The sequence below is a fragment of the Coriobacteriia bacterium genome (assembly GCA_031292615.1).
Lineage (GTDB): Bacteria > Actinomycetota > Coriobacteriia > Anaerosomatales > JAAXUF01 > JARLGT01.
The window spans coordinates 20,655-37,715 of the sequence record JARLGT010000038.1 but is presented as its reverse complement, the minus strand read 5'-3'; the positions used below and the strand labels follow the sequence as shown (position 1 = coordinate 37,715).

Annotated in this window: 16 protein-coding genes and 1 pseudogene; 15 read left to right on the top strand and 2 right to left on the bottom strand. The window is 64.5% G+C overall.

Annotation, left to right across the window (positions count from 1 at the left end; genetic code table 11):
- Positions 1 to 7: 7 nt before the first annotated feature.
- The 8 genes from P4L93_03625 to P4L93_03590 all read left to right on the top strand — a co-directional run bounded on the left by P4L93_03625 (position 8) and on the right by P4L93_03590 (position 8,271).
- Entirely contained in the window at positions 8 to 2,044 is a 2,037-nt protein-coding gene (locus tag P4L93_03625) for a V-type ATPase 116kDa subunit family protein (GenBank protein ID MDR3686034.1), read from the top strand.
- Between the two features lie 110 nt (positions 2,045 to 2,154).
- Positions 2,155 to 2,364: an ATPase gene (locus P4L93_03620; GenBank protein MDR3686033.1), complete on the top strand. Its 210-nt coding sequence runs from the start codon at positions 2,155 to 2,157 to the stop codon at positions 2,362 to 2,364.
- A gap of 44 nt (positions 2,365 to 2,408) precedes the next feature.
- A complete protein-coding gene (locus P4L93_03615) occupies positions 2,409 to 2,987 on the top strand; it encodes a V-type ATP synthase subunit E (protein MDR3686032.1) in 579 nt (192 codons plus the stop codon).
- Entirely contained in the window at positions 2,984 to 4,078 is a 1,095-nt protein-coding gene (locus tag P4L93_03610; GenBank protein MDR3686031.1) for a V-type ATPase subunit, read from the top strand. The genes P4L93_03615 and P4L93_03610 overlap by 4 nt, the downstream gene beginning before the upstream one ends.
- Positions 4,071 to 4,403, top strand: a complete 333-nt coding sequence (locus tag P4L93_03605; GenBank protein MDR3686030.1) for a V-type ATP synthase subunit F — start codon at positions 4,071 to 4,073, stop codon at positions 4,401 to 4,403. Before P4L93_03610 ends, P4L93_03605 begins: the two co-directional genes overlap by 8 nt.
- A gap of 1 nt (position 4,404) precedes the next feature.
- Positions 4,405 to 6,165 carry a V-type ATP synthase subunit A gene (locus tag P4L93_03600; protein MDR3686029.1) on the top strand — a complete coding sequence of 587 codons (1,761 nt, stop codon included), beginning with the start codon at positions 4,405 to 4,407 and terminating at the stop codon, positions 6,163 to 6,165.
- A gap of 3 nt (positions 6,166 to 6,168) precedes the next feature.
- Positions 6,169 to 7,614, top strand: a complete 1,446-nt coding sequence (locus P4L93_03595) for a V-type ATP synthase subunit B (GenBank protein MDR3686028.1) — start codon at positions 6,169 to 6,171, stop codon at positions 7,612 to 7,614.
- Positions 7,615 to 7,617: 3 nt separating this feature from the next.
- Complete coding sequence (locus tag P4L93_03590) at positions 7,618 to 8,271, top strand: V-type ATP synthase subunit D (GenBank protein MDR3686027.1); 654 nt, start codon at positions 7,618 to 7,620, stop codon at positions 8,269 to 8,271.
- A gap of 81 nt (positions 8,272 to 8,352) precedes the next feature.
- Here P4L93_03590 and P4L93_03585 read toward each other — a convergent pair whose 3' ends face one another.
- Positions 8,353 to 8,724 carry a hypothetical protein gene (locus tag P4L93_03585; protein ID MDR3686026.1) on the bottom strand — a complete coding sequence of 124 codons (372 nt, stop codon included), beginning with the start codon at positions 8,722 to 8,724 and terminating at the stop codon, positions 8,353 to 8,355.
- Between the two features lie 176 nt (positions 8,725 to 8,900).
- Here P4L93_03585 and P4L93_03580 point away from each other — a divergent pair, with 176 nt between their 5' ends.
- From P4L93_03580 to P4L93_03550, 7 genes and pseudogenes are all read left to right on the top strand, one after another.
- Positions 8,901 to 9,416 carry a nitroreductase family protein gene (locus P4L93_03580; GenBank protein MDR3686025.1) on the top strand — a complete coding sequence of 172 codons (516 nt, stop codon included), beginning with the start codon at positions 8,901 to 8,903 and terminating at the stop codon, positions 9,414 to 9,416.
- Positions 9,407 to 10,150: a uracil-DNA glycosylase gene (locus P4L93_03575; protein ID MDR3686024.1), complete on the top strand. Its 744-nt coding sequence runs from the start codon at positions 9,407 to 9,409 to the stop codon at positions 10,148 to 10,150. The genes P4L93_03580 and P4L93_03575 overlap by 10 nt, the downstream gene beginning before the upstream one ends.
- Entirely contained in the window at positions 10,150 to 10,668 is a 519-nt protein-coding gene (tsaE, locus tag P4L93_03570; protein MDR3686023.1) for a tRNA (adenosine(37)-N6)-threonylcarbamoyltransferase complex ATPase subunit type 1 TsaE, read from the top strand. Before P4L93_03575 ends, tsaE begins: the two co-directional genes overlap by 1 nt.
- Positions 10,665 to 12,979: pseudogene (gene tsaD, locus P4L93_03565) on the top strand (tRNA (adenosine(37)-N6)-threonylcarbamoyltransferase complex transferase subunit TsaD). The gene tsaE and the pseudogene tsaD overlap by 4 nt, the downstream one beginning before the upstream one ends.
- Before the next feature lie 253 nt (positions 12,980 to 13,232).
- Complete coding sequence (gene groES / locus P4L93_03560; protein MDR3686022.1) at positions 13,233 to 13,523, top strand: co-chaperone GroES; 291 nt, start codon at positions 13,233 to 13,235, stop codon at positions 13,521 to 13,523.
- 57 nt (positions 13,524 to 13,580) lie between these two features.
- Positions 13,581 to 15,215: a chaperonin GroEL gene (gene groL / locus P4L93_03555; GenBank protein MDR3686021.1), complete on the top strand. Its 1,635-nt coding sequence runs from the start codon at positions 13,581 to 13,583 to the stop codon at positions 15,213 to 15,215.
- Between the two features lie 163 nt (positions 15,216 to 15,378).
- On the top strand, positions 15,379 to 15,777 hold the full coding sequence (locus tag P4L93_03550) for a hypothetical protein (GenBank protein ID MDR3686020.1): 399 nt from the start codon (positions 15,379 to 15,381) through the stop codon (positions 15,775 to 15,777).
- On the opposite strand, the gene P4L93_03545 is transcribed toward P4L93_03550, so the two are convergent.
- On the bottom strand, positions 15,774 to 16,919 hold the full coding sequence (locus tag P4L93_03545) for a glycosyltransferase (protein MDR3686019.1): 1,146 nt from the start codon (positions 16,917 to 16,919) through the stop codon (positions 15,774 to 15,776). The genes P4L93_03550 and P4L93_03545 overlap by 4 nt on opposite strands.
- Positions 16,920 to 17,061 lie beyond the last annotated feature (142 nt).

The following is a 17,061-nucleotide window of genomic DNA, read 5'->3' as shown; positions in this document are numbered from 1 at the left end:
GGGGAGGGTGGTCGACGTGCTAGTCCCGATGGCAAAGGTCGAGATCATAGGCCCGAAGGGCTTGTTTCTCGACGTCGTGAGTGCGCTTCACGAACAAGGCAAGATCCACATCGAGGACCTCTCGAAGAAGATCCAGAGCGGCGAGGTCGCACTCGACCGCATGGAGATCGCGGGCGACGAGGTCAAGACGTACGACCAGCTCGATGAGCTGCTCATACGTGTGCGCGCCATCCTCAAGACGCTCTCGGAGCCTGAGGGAGGCATAGACCCGAAGTCGCGCACGGTCGAGTACGAGCGCCTCTGGCACCTCAAGCCAGACGAGCTCGCTGTCGAGATCTCCTCGGCGATCGGCGAGGTCGAAGAGAAGACGGCGGACTTGGCTTCGCTGCATACGCAGACCGAGTCAGAGCTCGCACTTCTCGCTCGCTACGAGCCGATCCTGTCCAAGATCCAACCGCTCGCAAAGCAGCTGGTCGTCACCGGGCAGTTCGATAGCGTGGCGCTGCTGGTCGAGCGCCGCTACAAGGAGGGCCTCGAGCACCTGCAGGTCGAGCTGGACAAGCTCACGAAGTCGCAGTGCGAGATCCTCTCTACCGATATCGACGAGACGACCACGGCGGCAATCGTCGTCTACGCTCGCCAGTACGCCGAGCCGGTTCACAAGTTCCTCGCGATGGAGAACGTCAACCAGATTCGTCTGCCGCAGGACTTCCAGGAGATGCCGCTCGACGTCGCCTACCAGAACATCCGTCAGCGTCGCGAAGAACTGCCGGCCGAGCTGGACAAGATTCGTAGCGAACTCACCGAGATGGCGCACAAGTGGTACACGAAGCTGGCCACGGCTCGCGACGTGCTGGTCGACCGCATCGACGAGATCGTCGCGATCCCGCAGTTCGGCCGCACCGAATATGCGTTCATGATCGACGGTTGGGTCCCGGTTGCGGATCTTCCCGAGGTTGAAGCCGACCTCAAGAAGCAGTTCGGCGACGACATCGTGGTTTCGCAGCTCGAGATCACCGAGAAGGACTTCGCCAACGCCCCGGTGGCTCTGGACAACCCCGGCTACCTCAAGCCTTTCGAGTCGCTCATGGGTGTCATGGGCAAGCCGATGTACGGCACCTACGACCCGACCTGGATGTTGGCGCTCTTCTACCCGCTGTTCTTCGGCATGATCGTAGGAGACATCGGCTACGGACTCGTCATGCTCGGCACGGTCATCTGGCTGCGCATGAAGTTCCCGGACAACGACGGTGTCCAGCTCGCAACAGCGGTGCTTGGCCCCGCGGCAACCTCGGTAATCATCTTCGGATTCGTCTTTGGCGAGTTCTTCGGCAACCTGCTGGGTCCGCAGTTCGCAAACCTCATCCAGCCGATCTACAGCCTCAACGGAGCCATCGGATTCGGAACCGTTCCGGCTGGCGCCACGCAGCTGTTGCCGTTCGAACGTACCTCGACGGAGATGTTGATTCCGTTCCTCATCATCGCCATTGTGGTCGGGCTCGTGCAGGTGCTGCTGGGTCTAGCACTAGGCATCTATAACGGGATCAAGACGAAGCACTGGTCTCATGTATATGAGAAGGGCGGCATCGTCGCGTTCGTTGTTGGCTTTGTCTTCCTGATCCTGATGGTCGTCTTCGGTGCACTGCTGACCGTGAGCGTTGGCAGCACGTGGGCTCTGGTGCTTCAGGCCGCAGCCGCGCTGCTCCTGTTCATGGGTCTGTTCTACGCAATCAAGGGTGGCTCCATCAACGGAGGCATTGAATCCATCCTTGCGCTGACCCACATTGCGAGCTATCTGCGAATCATGGCCGTCGGCCTCGCCGGCGCCATCTTCGCCACGGCCGTCAACGGGATCGCCATCAAGATGGGCAACCCAGTCATCGGTCTTCTGTTGGCTGTTCCGCTGCAGATTCTGAACTTCGTCATCTGCGCGTTCACGCCAACAATTCACGCGATTCGTCTGAACTTCCTCGAGTTCTTCGGGGGGTTCTTTGAGACGAGTAACAAGGAGTACAAGCCGTTCCACAAGACCGGAGGGGAGTAGCGTACATGATCAGCAAGAGGCTCGCTAAGTATGTGTTCTGGTGCACGTTGTTGGGGGTTCTGGTCGTTCCTGCAGTTGCGTTCGGTGCTGACGCGACCAAGGTCACGACGATGGCAGACGCCGTCAAGACGCTCGGCGCCGCACTGGCCATGGGTATCTCGGCAATGGCAGCAGGCTACGCGCAGGCCAGGATCGGCTCCGCCGGTCAGGGTACCCTCGCTGAGCGTCCGGAAGAGCGCGTCTTCGTGCTCACCCTCACCGCTCTGCCTGAGGTTATCGTCCTGCTCGGCTTCGTTATGGCAATCCTCCTCAACGGCTAGACGAGGGCAGTTCAACCGTCGATCCGTAAGAGAGGGACGTTCCTATGGCCATCGAAGACATCCTGAGAGCGCTGGACGAGCAAGCGCAGGCTGACTCCGAAGCCGTTCTCGAAGAGGCGCGCGAGCATGCGCGGCTCATCGTCGAGGAGGGCAAGCGGGAGGCCGAACAGATTCACGACCGCTTCACTCGTCAGGCCGAAAGTGTCTCAAATGCAGCAGCCGCCAAGACGGTCAACGCAGCGCGTCTTGAGTCGAAGATGATCGTGTCATCCGTCAAGGGCGATGCCGTCGTTGCGGTGTTCGATGCCGCGCTCGCGAAGCTGTCGGAGTCGCGGTCCAGCGGCACGTACGAACAGCTCTTCCTGGCGCTTGCCAAGGAGGCGCTCGAAGGGCTCGAAGGCGCTGTGACCATCGAGGTCGCTCCGGCCGATGCGGCGCTTGCTTCGCGCGCTGCAGAGGCTGCGGGGTTGTCGGCCACGATCGATCCGACGCTGCAGACTGCGGGCGGCTTGGTCGTCGAGGCGTTTGACGGACGCATCGTCCGCCGCAATACCCTCGAGGACCGTCTCGACCGCACGCGTCAAATGCTCCAGGCCGATGTGGCGAAGGTACTGTTCTCATGAGCAAGGCTGTCGTCACGGCAGGCAACACGACGGTCCCCGAGACCGACGCGGGGTATGCAAACGCACGCCTTCGAGGCATGCGTTCGCATCTCTTGCCGCACGCGTTTTACGAGCGTTTGATCGAGCTGCCGGACGTCGCCACGACCGTCAAGACCCTCATGGAGACCGAGTACCAAACTGATCTCGAGGGCGAGGTGGTCCACGGTTTCACCTCCGACGTCATCGATGAAGCGCTTCGAGTGAACATGGTGCGGGCGTACCGCAAAGTGTTGTCCTTTGTGGATCCGAAGGCGCGCAAGCTGCTTTCGACACTGCTCGGTCGCTGGGACGTCTTCAACATCAAGACGATCCTGCGTGGGGCGCACAACCATGTGTCACTGGACGAGATCAAGTCGAACTTCTTCCCGGCCGGCTATCTCGGCGAGGACGAGCTCGAGGCGCTCACTCGTTTCGACGACGTACGCGCGGTCATCGACACGATGGCGATGTGGGGCTTGCCCTACGCTGCGCCGCTGCGTCAGTTCTACCCGGAGTATGCGCGAGACAACGACTTGGCGCCTCTCGAGTTGGCGCTGGACCGGCAGTACGCCGAGTGGGCCTCAAGCCGGCTCACAGGCAATGCTGTGGACGTGTCCGTTGCACGGCGCATCTTGGGGCTGCAGATCGACACGGCGAACCTCGTCATGGTGTTCCGCCTCTTGAAGGCAGACGCCGAGTCCGCCAACGCGAGTAGGTACTTTCTCGAGGGCGGACGTGTAGTTCGCAAGGACCTCTTCTTGGAACTTGCGAAGCTCTCCGACGTGGATGAGGTGCTCGATCGTCTCAAGAGGACTGTGTACGCTTCCGCGCTGGACGCCGCTGCCCTGCGCTACCTCGAGAACGCTTCGATTCCCGTGTTCGAGCGTGCTCTTGAAGAGATGCTCATGCGAACAGCGCTCCAGTCGAGCATTCGCGACCCCCAAGGGGTCGGAGTCGCCATCGCGTATCTCTACGGCAAGCAGAACGAGATCACCAACTTGCGCATCATCGTCAAAGGTAAGGCCGTCGGTATGCCGGCGGACCGGGTGAGGGAGGAGCTGATCCTTGTATAAGCTCGTCGTTCTCACCGATGCCGACACGGCTGACGGGTTCCGACTCGCAGGAGTCGATGTCGAGGTAATGGAGTCACCCGAGATGACCCGTTCTCGGCTAGCGTCACTGCTCGACGATGATGCCACCGGCATCATCGCGGTTCATGAGCGCTTGATGACCGCAGTCGATGAACGGATCCAAAGGAAGATCGATTCGATATACCGGCCGATCGTGGTCTCCCTGCCGATCAGGGAGAAGCTTGAGATAGGTGAGGACCACCGGGCCTACCTCTCAAGGCTCATCAGGCGAGCGATCGGCTTCGATATCACGCTGAGGCGGGGATGACATGATCGTCGGAACGATTGCAAAGATCACCGGCCCGGTCGCGGTCGCGGACGGCATGCGGGGCGCCCGTATGTACGATATCGTCCGCGTAGGCGAAGAGGGCCTCATGGGCGAGGTCATCCGCCTTGAGGGCGACACGGCCACGATCCAGGTATATGAAGACACGTCCGGCCTGAAGGTCGGCGAGATCGTCGAGTCGACCGAAGGCCCGCTGATGGTCGAGCTTGGCCCGGGTCTGCTGACATCGATCTACGACGGCGTCCAGCGCCCGCTGCCCGTCATCGCGGCTCAGAGCGGTGACTACATCGAGCGTGGAACGCGGGCCTCGGCGCTTGACCGCGAGAAGCTGTGGGAGTTCACACCGACCGTCGCCGTTGGCGACATGGTCGGACGCGGCGACGTCGTCGGGACGATTCCCGAGGGCCAGACCATCCTGCACAAGGTCATGGTTCCGCCGAACACCAAGAACTCCAAGATCGCCAGCGTCATCTCGGCTGGCAAGTACAACGTAGACACGGTCGTCGCGACGCTCGAGGATGGCACCGAGATCTGCATGAGCCAGCGCTGGCCAGTACGTCAGGGACGTCCGTACGTCAAGAAGATGGACCCGACCACGCCGTTTACGACGGGCATGCGGATCCTGGACACGTTCTTCCCGATCGCCCTGGGCGGCAACGCGATCATCCCGGGCGGTTTCGGCACAGGCAAGACGGTCACCCAGCAGTCGCTGGCCAAGTGGGCCGACGTCGACATCATCGTCTACATCGGCTGCGGCGAGCGCGGCAACGAGATGACTGAGGTCCTCACCGAGTTCCCGCACCTTGACGACCCTCGTCACGATGCGCCGCTCATGGACCGCACGGTGCTCGTCGCCAACACATCGAACATGCCGGTCGCGGCCCGCGAGGCCTCGATCTACGTAGGCGCCACGCTCGCAGAGTTCTACCGCGACATGGGCTACAACGTCGCGATGATGGCCGACTCTACCTCCAGGTGGGGTGAGGCACTCCGCGAGGTGTCCGGTCGGCTCGAGGAGATGCCGGGTGAGGAAGGATACCCGGCGTATCTGGCCACACGTCTCGCCGCGTTCTACGAGAGAAGTGGTCGAGTCAAGCCGCTCGGCAGCGACGACGACGATCGTATCGGCTCCGTCACGATGGTCGGTGCGGTGTCGCCGGCCGGTGGTGACATGTCCGAGCCGATGACGCAGAACTCCCTGCGAGTCACGGGCGCGTTTTGGGCGCTCGACACCTCGCTAGCCCACCGCCGCCACTTCCCGGCCATCAGCTGGACGAAGAGCTACACGCTGTTCCTCGGCCAGGTGCGCGGTTGGTACGAGACGAACGTTGCCCCGGACTGGCTCGAGCATCGCGAGCGTGCGATGTCGATCCTGCAGAAGGAGACCGAGCTGCAAGAGATCGTGCAGCTGGTCGGCCCGGACGCACTTCCGGAGTCCGAGAAGCTCATCCTCGAAATCGCTCGAATGCTGCGTGAGGACTTCCTCCAGCAGTTCGCATTCGACGAGGTCGATGCGTACTGCCCGCCGGATAAGCAGTACTGGATCCTCAAGACGATCCTGGCGTTCAACGACGCCGCCACCGGCGCTCTGAACCGCGGAGTTGCTCTTCGCGAGATCCTCGACCTGCCCATCCGTGACGAGATCGCGGTGCTCAAGACCACGCCACATGAGGAATCGCTCGCCAAGATGCGAGAGATGACGGCAAAGGTCGTCGAGGACATCGCTGGAATCGAGGTGTACTAGCACATGACCCCGGAAACCGCCGCAGCTGCACACCGCTCGCTGCTCTCCGTCGACTACCGTACGCTGAACTACGTGACGGGCCCGCTGATCTTCGTGCAGGACGTCAAGGGCGTTGCGTACAACGAAATGGTCTCAATCCTGATGCCCGACGACTCGCGTCGCAGCGGTCAGGTACTCGAGATCAGCGGTAACATGGCCGTCATCCAGGTGTTCGAAGGTACGCAGGGTATCGACATCGCCAAGACAGAGGTCCGCTTCCTCGAAGAGGTCGCCAAGATCGACGTCTCGGTCGAGCTTCTCGGCCGCGTGCTTAACGGCACGGGCAAGCCGATCGACGGTGGCGCCCCGATCATCCCGGAGAAGCGCCTCGACATTACCGGCGCGCCGATCAACCCGTACACCCGCGAGCAGCCGGCGGACTTCATCGAGACCGGCATCAGCGCCATCGACGGCCTGAACACGCTCGTGCGTGGCCAGAAGCTGCCGATCTTCTCGGGCTCGGGCCTTCCGGCCAACGAGCTCGCGGCGCAGATCATCCGCCAAGCACGCGTCAAGTCGGGCGAGGAGTTCGCCATCGTGTTCGCGGCGATGGGCATCACGAACCGCGAGGCGGCCTTCTTCCGTCAGCAGTTCGAAGACACGGGCGCACTTGAGCGCGTCGTCTTCTTCCTCAACCTGGCCGACGACCCTACCGTCGAGCGCCTGCTCACCCCGAAGGCTGCACTCACGGTCGCCGAGTACCTCGCGTTCGAGAAGGACCTGCAGGTACTCGTTGTGCTCACCGACATGACCAACTACTGCGAGGCGCTGCGCGAAGTCTCGACGGCACGCGAAGAGGTTCCTGGCCGCCGAGGCTTCCCCGGCTACATGTATACGGACCTCTCGACCATCTACGAGCGCGCCGGCCGCATCAAGGGCCGCAAAGGCTCGGTCACGCAGCTCCCGATCCTCTCGATGCCGGACGACGACATCACGCACCCGATTCCTGACCTCACCGGCTACATCACCGAGGGCCAGATCGTGCTTTCCCGCCAGCTGCACCGCAAGGCGGTCTTCCCGCCGATCGACGTGCTGCCGTGTCTGTCGCGCCTGATGAACCTCGGTATCGGCGAAGGCAAGACGCGCGAGGATCACCGTGCGGTCGCCAACCAGATGTACGCCGCGTACGCGCAAGGTCGCGACCTCCGCAAGCTGGTCGCAATCGTCGGCGAGGAAGCTCTCTCCGACACAGACCGCGCGTACCTGCGCTTCGCCGACCAGTTCGAGGAGCGCATCGTGGGTCAGGGCGACGAAGGTCGTACGATCGAGCAGACGCTCGACATCAGCTGGGAGCTCATGGGCGCGTTGCCGATGGGCGAGCTGAAGCGCGTTCGCGACTTCATCGAGAAGTACCACCCCGACTACGTCGCACTGCAGGACAAAGACGACGCCGCGGCCGCGGAGGCCTAACCCATGGAAGAAGTACGACCAACACGAGCAGAGCTCCTCGAGCGCAAGCAGCAGATCGGTCTGGCTCAGCAGGGCATGGACCTGCTCAAGCAGAAGCGTGACGCGCTGCTCATCGAGTTCATGGGCGTCATGGACGAGACGCTTCGACTCTCGGACTCGATTCAGAAGACCGTTCGCGAGGCCCAGTACTCTCTGGCCGTCGCTCAAGCGGTCGACGGCGTCGTTGCGCTGCGCTCCGCGGGCCTTGCCACGAAGGGCGAGATCGTCGTGGAGATGACCGGTACCAAGATCATGGGCGTGTCGGTCCCGGTCGTGACCAAGGGCGAGAGCCCGATCAAGTCGTCGTTCACACGAGGCTACTCGGTCACCGGCGTCTCCTCACGAGTCGACGAGACTGCCGAGAAGTTCGAGAAGATCCTCGACGTCATCATCGAATACGCCGACATCGAGACCCGCCTGAAGCGACTCGGCGAAGAGATCAACAAGACGAACCGCCGAGTCAACGCGCTCGAGCAGATTACGGTGCCTTCGCTCATCGAGCAGGTCAGCTATATCAGCCAGACGCTCGACGAGCGTGCGCGTGAGGATCTGTTCCGCCTCAAGAAGGTCAAGAAGAAGATCGAGGCGAAGAAGCGCGCGGCGCTGGCCGCGAAGTAACTGCACTACCAGAGCACAAGCAGATGGCCCCGGGATACTCTCCCGGGGCCATCGTTCTTTGCCGTGCGAGTTTGTGGAGCCTTAGGCCTCGTCGGGCTCTTGATAGCTGCCCTGCGACTCGGCCGACACGATCGCATCGATCTCGCGCAAGATCTCGATGTTGTTGCGCGCGTGGCGACGCATCTGGCTTCCCAATGTGAGCATCTTGATGATGTCGCGCGTTGTCACCTGGCCAAAGCGCAGGTCGTCCCAGTGCGCACGAGCTACGTACGACCATAGCTCGCCGAGCACCCACTCAAGCTCGTCGATCTCTTCGCCTGTGAGATCCTTCCAGCCTTGGCCTAGGCCATGCCGGATCAGCTGGATCGCTCTTTCAACAGCCTTGGCCCTCTTGATCTGGAACGCGCGAATACCCAGATCCTCATCGGTCACGTCTGGATGCTTGTCATACATACGGCCCTCACCTCCGATGTAAGCTTTCGACGTGCTCGGCGGTGTCCCTGCGTTGGGGATTGTGTTGGTCTCGGCGTTTGGCATGCAGGGGCTTGAGGGCATGGGCTAGAATGTGACACTTATGGTGGCCGAAAGCCCCTGTCACCAAGGCTCATGCGTTGTCGAAGGAGCGGTCCATGGAGTTCTCCGAGGTCTTGGCCAAGCGGCGCAGTGTGCGCCACTTCAACAGCAAGCTCGATGTCGCCGACGAGGACATCCGCGCGCTGATCGAGGCCGCCGTGACCGCGCCCACTGCCGGCAACATCCAGCCGTGGCGCTTCACGATCGCCCGTTCACTGGAGTCGCGCGAGCGTCTCGGCACGGCGCTGCGCCAGCGTTGGGCGACCGCTGCGCCCGTAGTCATCGTTGTCTCGGTGGATCCTCGGCCGTGCGCTGCGCGTTACTCGGACCGCGGTGAGCGGCTCTACTGCATTCAAGACTCCGCGGCTGCCGTTGAGAACATCCTGCTCACGGCTGTCGACCGTGGCCTAGCCTCGTGTTGGATCGGCGCGTTTGACGCCGACGCCGTGCGCGAAGCTCTGGGCATCCAGGCTCCCATCGAGCCGATCGCGATCTTGCCGGTGGGCTACTCGGCGGAGTCTGCGGGTCGTCCCGCCCGCCGACCGCTCGCCGAGGTCGCGACCTGGATCTGAGCGGGCCGAGTGCTGTGCCTGGCCTCGGCTGCCCAGACCTCGAAGCGCTTCGTACGCACATCGGCGACTGCCACCGCTGCCCGCTGGGTGAAACGCGCACGCGCGTCGTCTTTGGCGTTGGTGACCCACACGCTCGAGTGATGTTCATCGGCGAGGGTCCGGGCAAGAACGAGGACTTGAAGGGCGAGCCATTTGTAGGCGCCGCGGGCCAGTTGCTCAACGAGCTGCTCGCCCACGCGGGGCTCTACCGCGCCGAGGTCTACATCGCCAACGTGGTGAAGTGCCGACCGCCCGGCAATCGAGATCCGGAGCCGATCGAGATCGAGACGTGTACGCCATTCCTGCGCGAGCAGATTCGCCTCATCCACCCAGACGTTCTCGTGACGCTGGGCAACTTCGCGACCAAGTTCGTGCTCAAGACGGAGACGGGCATCACTCGCCTTCACGGACGCCCGCAGAGTGCCGGCCGTTTCACGGTGCTACCGATCTTCCATCCGGCTGCCGCGATCTACGACCGCACCAAGCGCGACGCGCTCTTCGACGACTTCGGCCGCTTGCGCGAGTTGCTCGCCCAGGCGCGCACCGACGGCGCCGACGTCGCGAGAACCGACGAAGCCGCGCAGGCCGCGGTGGTGCCTGCGACTGCGACTGCGCCTCCGGCCGAGGGCCCGCTCGCGACGCCACCGGCCGACTCCGCTCACACCTCGCCCGACGCCCAGACGAGGCTGTTCTGATGGCCCGCGCCGTCGCGTTCGACACCACCAGCCGAGACGCCACCGAGGCGCTCGGCGAGGCACTTGCGCCGCAGCTCAGCGCGGGCGATGTGCTCATCCTGTCCGGCGACCTCGGCGCGGGCAAGACGCAGCTCACGAAGGGTATCGCCCGTGGTCTTGGCGTCGCCGAACCGGTGACCAGCCCGACGTTCAACCTCCTACTCGTTCACGAGGGGCGCCTGCCGCTGTATCACTTCGATCTCTACCGTCTCGAGACCGGCGATCAGCTCGAGGACCTGGACTACTGGGGCACGCTTGAAGCCGACGGAGTGTCGGTCGTGGAGTGGGGCGATCGCTTCGGGGACTCCATGCCCGCCGACGGTCTGATCGTCAGCATCCTGATCACCGACGATGATGCCCGCACTCTGGTGCTCAAACCGCTCGGCGAACGCGGCGCATCGCTTTCGGCCGCGTGGCGAGACGCAGGTGCGGGCCTCAAGGGTGTGTGCGTCGCCAGTGACGTGGAGGCGCGCTCGTGAGAGAGCTCCTGCTGGCGCTCGACACTTCCACCGAGATCACGGCGGTCGGCCTCGCGTGGCTGACCGAGACTACGATCGAGACGTTCGCCTCGGCGGTCGTCGATGCCCCGCGGGCCGCGATGTCGCGCGTTCTTCCGACCGTCGCGTCGCTGCTCGCAGGCAGCAAACTCTCCGTGCACGACGTGAGGGCGGTCATCGTCGGGCGGGGGCCGGGCTCGTTTACCGGCGTGCGCATCGGCGTTGCGACGGCGAAGGGTCTCGCGCACGGCCTCGGCGTTGAGCTGTGGGGCGTCGGCACGCTGGATGCGATCGCGTGGGGCATCGCCGAGGAGCGCACGATGCTGCTTGGGGTGCTCGGCGATGCGATGCGCGGTGAGGTCTATCCGGCGCTGTTTCGCTGCGGTCACGGCCGAGCGGTGCGGCTCGCACCCGATCGTGTCGCCAAGCCCGCCGACGTGGCACAGGAGTGGGCGCGTCTTGGCGAGCCGCTGGTGCTGGCCGGCAACGGCCTGCGCAAGTACGGCGAGCTGTTCGCCGACTCGCTCGGACGGGAGGCGACCGTCGCCGACGAGCGCCTGTGGGCGCCCTACGCGCACGGGCTCTTCCTCGCGTTCGCAACCGCTCGCGCAGCGGGGGAGCTGGGCTCCGGCGCACCGGGCGATCTGCTGCCGCTCTACACGCGACTCTCTGACGCCGAGGAGAACGAGGCCGCAGCCGCCGGTCGCGCTGGTCTGACTCCGCCCAGCGGCGTCGCAGGTGACGGCCGATGAGCGCGAGCGTGCGCGACATGCGCCTCGACGACGTCTCGGCCGTGGCGGCGCTCGAAGCGGCATCCTTCCGCGACCCGTGGTCGGCCGGAGCGTTTCGCGAGGAGCTGCGCGCCTCACGCCGCGCCTATCTGGTCGCCGAGGATTCGGGCCGTGTACTTGGCTACGCAGGTGTGATGCTTGTGGACGACGATGCTCACCTCATGAATCTCGCTGTCGATCCGACTCGCCGAGGTGAGGGCTTCGGTCGCGCTCTGGCTGCCGAGGCGATGGCGCTCGCCTCGGCGATGGGGGCCACGCGCATGACGCTCGAGGTCCGGCCGAGCAACACCGCCGCAATCGCGCTCTACGAGTCGCTAGGACTTGAGCCGGTCGGGGAGCGACCAGGCTACTACGCCGATACCGGCGAGGCTGCGCTCATCATGTGGGGCGATCTGCCGACATCTTCGAGCGGAGCTGCGTCGTCGGCAGCCAGCAAGGCCGCGATGGATGACGAGCCGCCCCATGCCGAGCTGATTCTCGCAATCGAGAGTTCGTGCGACGAGACCGCTGCCGCCGTGATGCGAGGAGGCCGCGAGCTCGTGGCCAACGTCGTCGCGAGCCAGATCGACTTCCACGCCCGCTTTGGTGGCGTGGTGCCCGAGATCGCGAGCCGCAAGCATACCGAGGCGATCGTCAGCGTCGTCGACGAGGCGCTTGCCGAGGCCGGGCCCGCGCTCGGCTTCGACGGGCCGCTGCCGCTCTCGGCGCTCGACGCGATCGCGGTGACCTACGGCCCGGGGCTGGTCGGCGCGCTGGTAGTGGGGCTTGCGTACGCCAAGGGGCTTGCGATGGGAACGGGGCTACCTCTGGTGGGCGTCAACCACCTCGAAGGCCACATCTTTGCCAACGTCTTCGCCGACCCGCTCGTCGCACCGCCGCTGGTGGCGCTGCTCGTTTCAGGCGGGCACACGTCGCTCGTGCACATGCCCGAGTGGGGTGTGTACCGCACGATGGGCGAGACGCTGGACGACGCGGCAGGGGAGGCGTTCGACAAGGTCGCCAAGGTGCTGGGCCTGGGCTATCCCGGCGGTCCAATCCTCTCGCGCCTCGCCGAGACCGGCGACCCGGCTGCCATCGACTTCCCACGCGCGATGATGCGAAGCGGCGACTACGCGTTCTCACTCTCCGGGCTCAAGACCGCCGTCATCAACCACATTCGCCACGAGCAGCAGGCCGGCCACGAGATCGACGTGCCCGACCTCGCAGCGTCGTTCCAGCAGGCGGTCATCGACGTGCAGGTCTTCAAGGCGGTCCGCGCGGTCGAAGAGACGGGCGCCACCACGTTTTGCCTCGGCGGAGGTGTTGCGGCCAACCCCGCGCTGCGCAGCGCGCTGACCGAGGCGATCGAGGCGCTGGGAGTGCACGTTAGCGTGCCGCCGATGATGCTGTGCACGGATAACGCCGCCATGTTCGCGGCCGCCGCACACTACCGCTACCTGCGCGGCGAGCGTCTCGGCTTGGATGCCGAGCCCAATCCGAGCTTGCGCCTCGACACGCAATAGGTGCCAGTTGCCGCACGGACTTGAGCGCTTGGCGCTTAGATTCACACGTTTTTCACACGCCACGACTTGTCCACGTCGCGCACTCCCGCTAGAATCACAACTCGTTGGCAGTCGCGCACGTCGAGTGCCAGCACTCGGGAATCGATAGCGCGCACAGGGGGTAAGAACCAGTGCGCGGGGTTCTCGGCAAGCGTGTCATCTGGCGCCGGCATCCCGGCGCTGAAGTCAGTACGAGTCACTAGGAGGAGCGTCGATGAATCTGAAGCCTTTGGGCGATCGCATCATCGTCAAGGCCGCCGAGGCGGAGACCCAGACCGCCAGCGGCATCATCTTGGCGGACACTGCGAAGGAGAAGCCGACCCGTGGCGAGGTGCTCGCGGTGGGCGAAGGCAAGTACAACGACAAGGGCGAGCGCACGCCGGTCGACGTCAAGGTCGGCGACATCGTCATCTACAGCAAGTACGGCGCGACCGAGGTCAAGCTTGAGGGCGAGGAGTACCTCATCCTGCGCGACTCCGACATCTACGCGATCGTTGCCGAGTAACGACGAAAGCGTTCTTCACCCGAACCCATCCAACCACTGAAAGGGGATTCTGAGGCTATGGCTAAGGAGATCCGTTTCGACGAGGAGGCCCGTCACGGGCTTGCCAACGGCGTCAACAAGCTCGCCGATGCCGTCAAGGTCACGCTCGGCCCGAAAGGCCGCTACGTCGTGCTCGAGAAGAAGTACGGCGCGCCGACGATAACCAACGACGGCGTGACGATCGCCAAGGAGATCGAGCTTGACGATCCGCTTGAGAACATGGGCGCCCAGCTCGTCAAGGAAGTCGCCGTCAAGACCAATGACGTCGCCGGCGACGGTACCACCACCGCCACGCTGCTCGCTCAGGTCATCGTGACGGAAGGCCTGCGCAACGTCAGCGCCGGGGCCAACCCGCTCGCCATCCGCCGCGGTATCGAGAAGGCCGTCGACGCGATCGTGGCCCAGATCAAGACCAACGCCAAGGAGATCGGCGGCAAGGACGAGATCGCGCACGTCGGTGCCATCTCGGCAGCCGACGACGAGATCGGCGCCAAGATTGCCGACGCCATGGATGTCGTGGGCAAGGACGGCGTCATCACCGTCGAGGAGAGCCAGACGTTCGGCATCGACATCGACACCGTCGAGGGCATGCAGTTCGACAAGGGCTACGTCTCGATGTACATGGTCACGGACCCCGACCGCATGGAGGCCGTGCTCACCGACCCGCTGATTCTTATCGCCAACCAGAAGATCAGCAACATCCAGGACCTGCTGCCCGTGCTCGAGAAGGTCATGCAGGCCGGCCGTCAGCTCCTCGTCATCGCCGAGGATGTCGAGGGCGAGGCTCTGGCCACGCTCATCGTCAACAAGCTACGTGGCACGTTTACCTGCATCGCCGTCAAGGCTCCGGGCTTCGGCGATCGCCGCAAGCGCATGATGGAGGACATCGCCATTGTCACGGGTGGCCAGGCCATCATGGAAGAGCTCGGCCTGAAGCTCGAGAACGTCACGCTGGACATGCTCGGCCGCGCCAAGACCGTCAAGATCACCAAGGACAACACCACCATTATCGACGGTGCCGGTGAAGAGGACGCAATCAAGGCCCGCATCAATCAGCTCAAGGCCGAGATCGAGAACTCCGACTCCGACTTCGACCGCGAGAAGCTCCAGGAGCGTCTTGCCAAGCTGTCCGGCGGCGTGGCCGTCATCAAGGTGGGCGCGGCGACCGAGACCGAGCTCAAGGAGAAGAAGCACCGCATCGAGGACGCCCTTCAGGCGACCCGCGCGGCTGTCGAAGAGGGCATCGTTGCCGGCGGCGGCGTGGCGCTTGTCGACGCGCTTCCCGCGCTCGACGCGCTGAGCACCACCGACGCTGACGAGCTTGTCGGTATCAACATCATCCGCAAGGCGCTCGTCGAGCCGATGAAGACCATCGCTGCTAACGCGGGCTTCGAGGGCTCTGTCGTGGTCGAGAAGGTCAAGACGCTGCCTGTGGGCGAGGGCCTCAACGCCGCCAACGGCGAGTATGGCGACATGCTCAAGATGGGCGTCATCGACCCGGTCAAGGTCACGCGTTCGGCTCTTCAGAACGCCGCTTCGATCGCGGCGCTAATCCTGATCACCGAGGCTGCCGTCAGCGACATCCCCACAAAGGACGACGGTGGCGCAGCTGCCGCCATGGGCGGCATGGGTGGCATGGGCGGGATGATGTAGGCACTTCGCCTCATCGCTCCACCCGCGCGCACGCGCAACTCCCAGGGACCCCGGCCGATCAGGTCGGGGTCCCTTCGCAGGTACTGCACGGGCTTGTTCTTCTCGGCACACGTGCCGATAACTCCTGACGAGTCCCGTCCTCGATAAGGAGGTTGTCGTCCGCATGCCAAGAACCGCGTTTTGCAGCAGCTGCAACCGCTACGTGCAACTCTCGCCCGAAGGTGAGTGCACAGAAGGTCACCCGCGCAGCGCGCTTCGTGACGTTCGCGAGGGCAGCCTTCAAAGCGCGCCCGACTTGAGGACCGCCGCCAGTACAGCGATGCCGTCAGCCGAGCTGGCCGCAATCGCGTCCTACGACAACATCTTCGCCAAGCTGGCCGGCAAGGCGATTATCATCGCGCCCGTGGCGCTCATATTGGCTTGGGGCATCTGGAGCGGGATGGCCGAGTTCGGGGGCTCGGGCATGTCGTGGATAGCGAAGCTCTTCTGGTCGCTGTTCTCCCTGTTGCTTACGGTGGGAGGCGCGTTCCTCTACGCCGGGCTCCACAAGCGCCGCCACTAGCTGCCGGTCGCACACCCCAACACCAGTTCCGCCACCCGAGTGGCGGCGTCGGGACGGCGCAGGTCGCAGCATGCCTCGCGCATGCGTTCCAAGACAGGCGTGTCCGCGAGCAACCGCCCAACGCATTCGGCCAGCACATCGGGTCGCTCGACGTAGGCCGACGCTCCCGCCCCAGCCAGCACGCGCGCGTTCGCGCGCTCCTGGCCGAAGGCGGGGCCCACGACGACCGTCGGCAGACCGCAGGCAACGCACTCGGCCGACGCGACACCCCCCGGCTTGATGATGCCGAGATCAGCAGCAGCCATGAGTACGGCCACGTCCTCGACGTAGCGCAGCACGCGGAGGCGCGAGCCCCCCGCTCCCGCGAGCGCGCGACTCATCTCGAATGCATACTCGTCGTCACCTGCGAGCAGGATGATCTCGTCAGCTTGCTTCGCGATCTCGGGCAGTGCGAGCGCGAGCGAGCGCCTGAGCGCCGCGTACGGTGCAGCCTGTTTCGAGCCGGCGAGCACCAGCACCACGCGGCTGTCCGAGCCGATGTCCAGACTCGCGCGAGCTACCGGTTTCGACGGCGGCGCCAAGAACTGCTCTCGGACAGGAATGCCGGTGACGGTTGGCCGCGGCTCGCCGGTCCCAAACGTGAGCGCCGCGGCCTCGCTCGGCACGCACATCATGTCGACCCCGTGCCGCGGCCAGTAGGCGTGGACCTGCCAGTCGGTCACCACCGAAGCGATGGTGCGCGCCTTCAGCCGGCCGGCCCGCCGATTTCGCACCGCGAGTAGCGCCGGAAGTGCGTGGGTGGCTACGACGACATCCGGCTCGAATGCCCGCAGCTCGGCGATGAACTGCGACAGGACCGCCGAGCCGATGGCGCTCGCCAACGGCCGGCCGACCGCTCCGGCGAGCTTGCTTCCCCATACCGCGTCGTAGAGCGCCCCAGCCGCTCCTGTGTACGTGAGCGCCGCCGAGCTGCCCCAAGCGCTGGCTGGCCCGCGGCTCAGGCAGTCGAAGAGCGCAGTCTCGGCCACCGGGGAGGCGACGCTGATGGCGGTTTGGACCGACTCGGCAACCAGCCTGTGACCGGAGCCGACGGCGGCGTAGGCGAGCGCTATTCGGAGCGGTTGGCTCGTGCCAGTACGCATACCGAGGATCTGCCTTTCGGCTGGTGAGCGGCTCAGTTACTCCCACGATACACGACAGGCCGCCGGCGCCAGCGACGGATTGCGACGACCCGGCGTCGAGTGCGTCCCGAACGAGGCAGTCGTCGTGTCGGCCCAGGGTGGT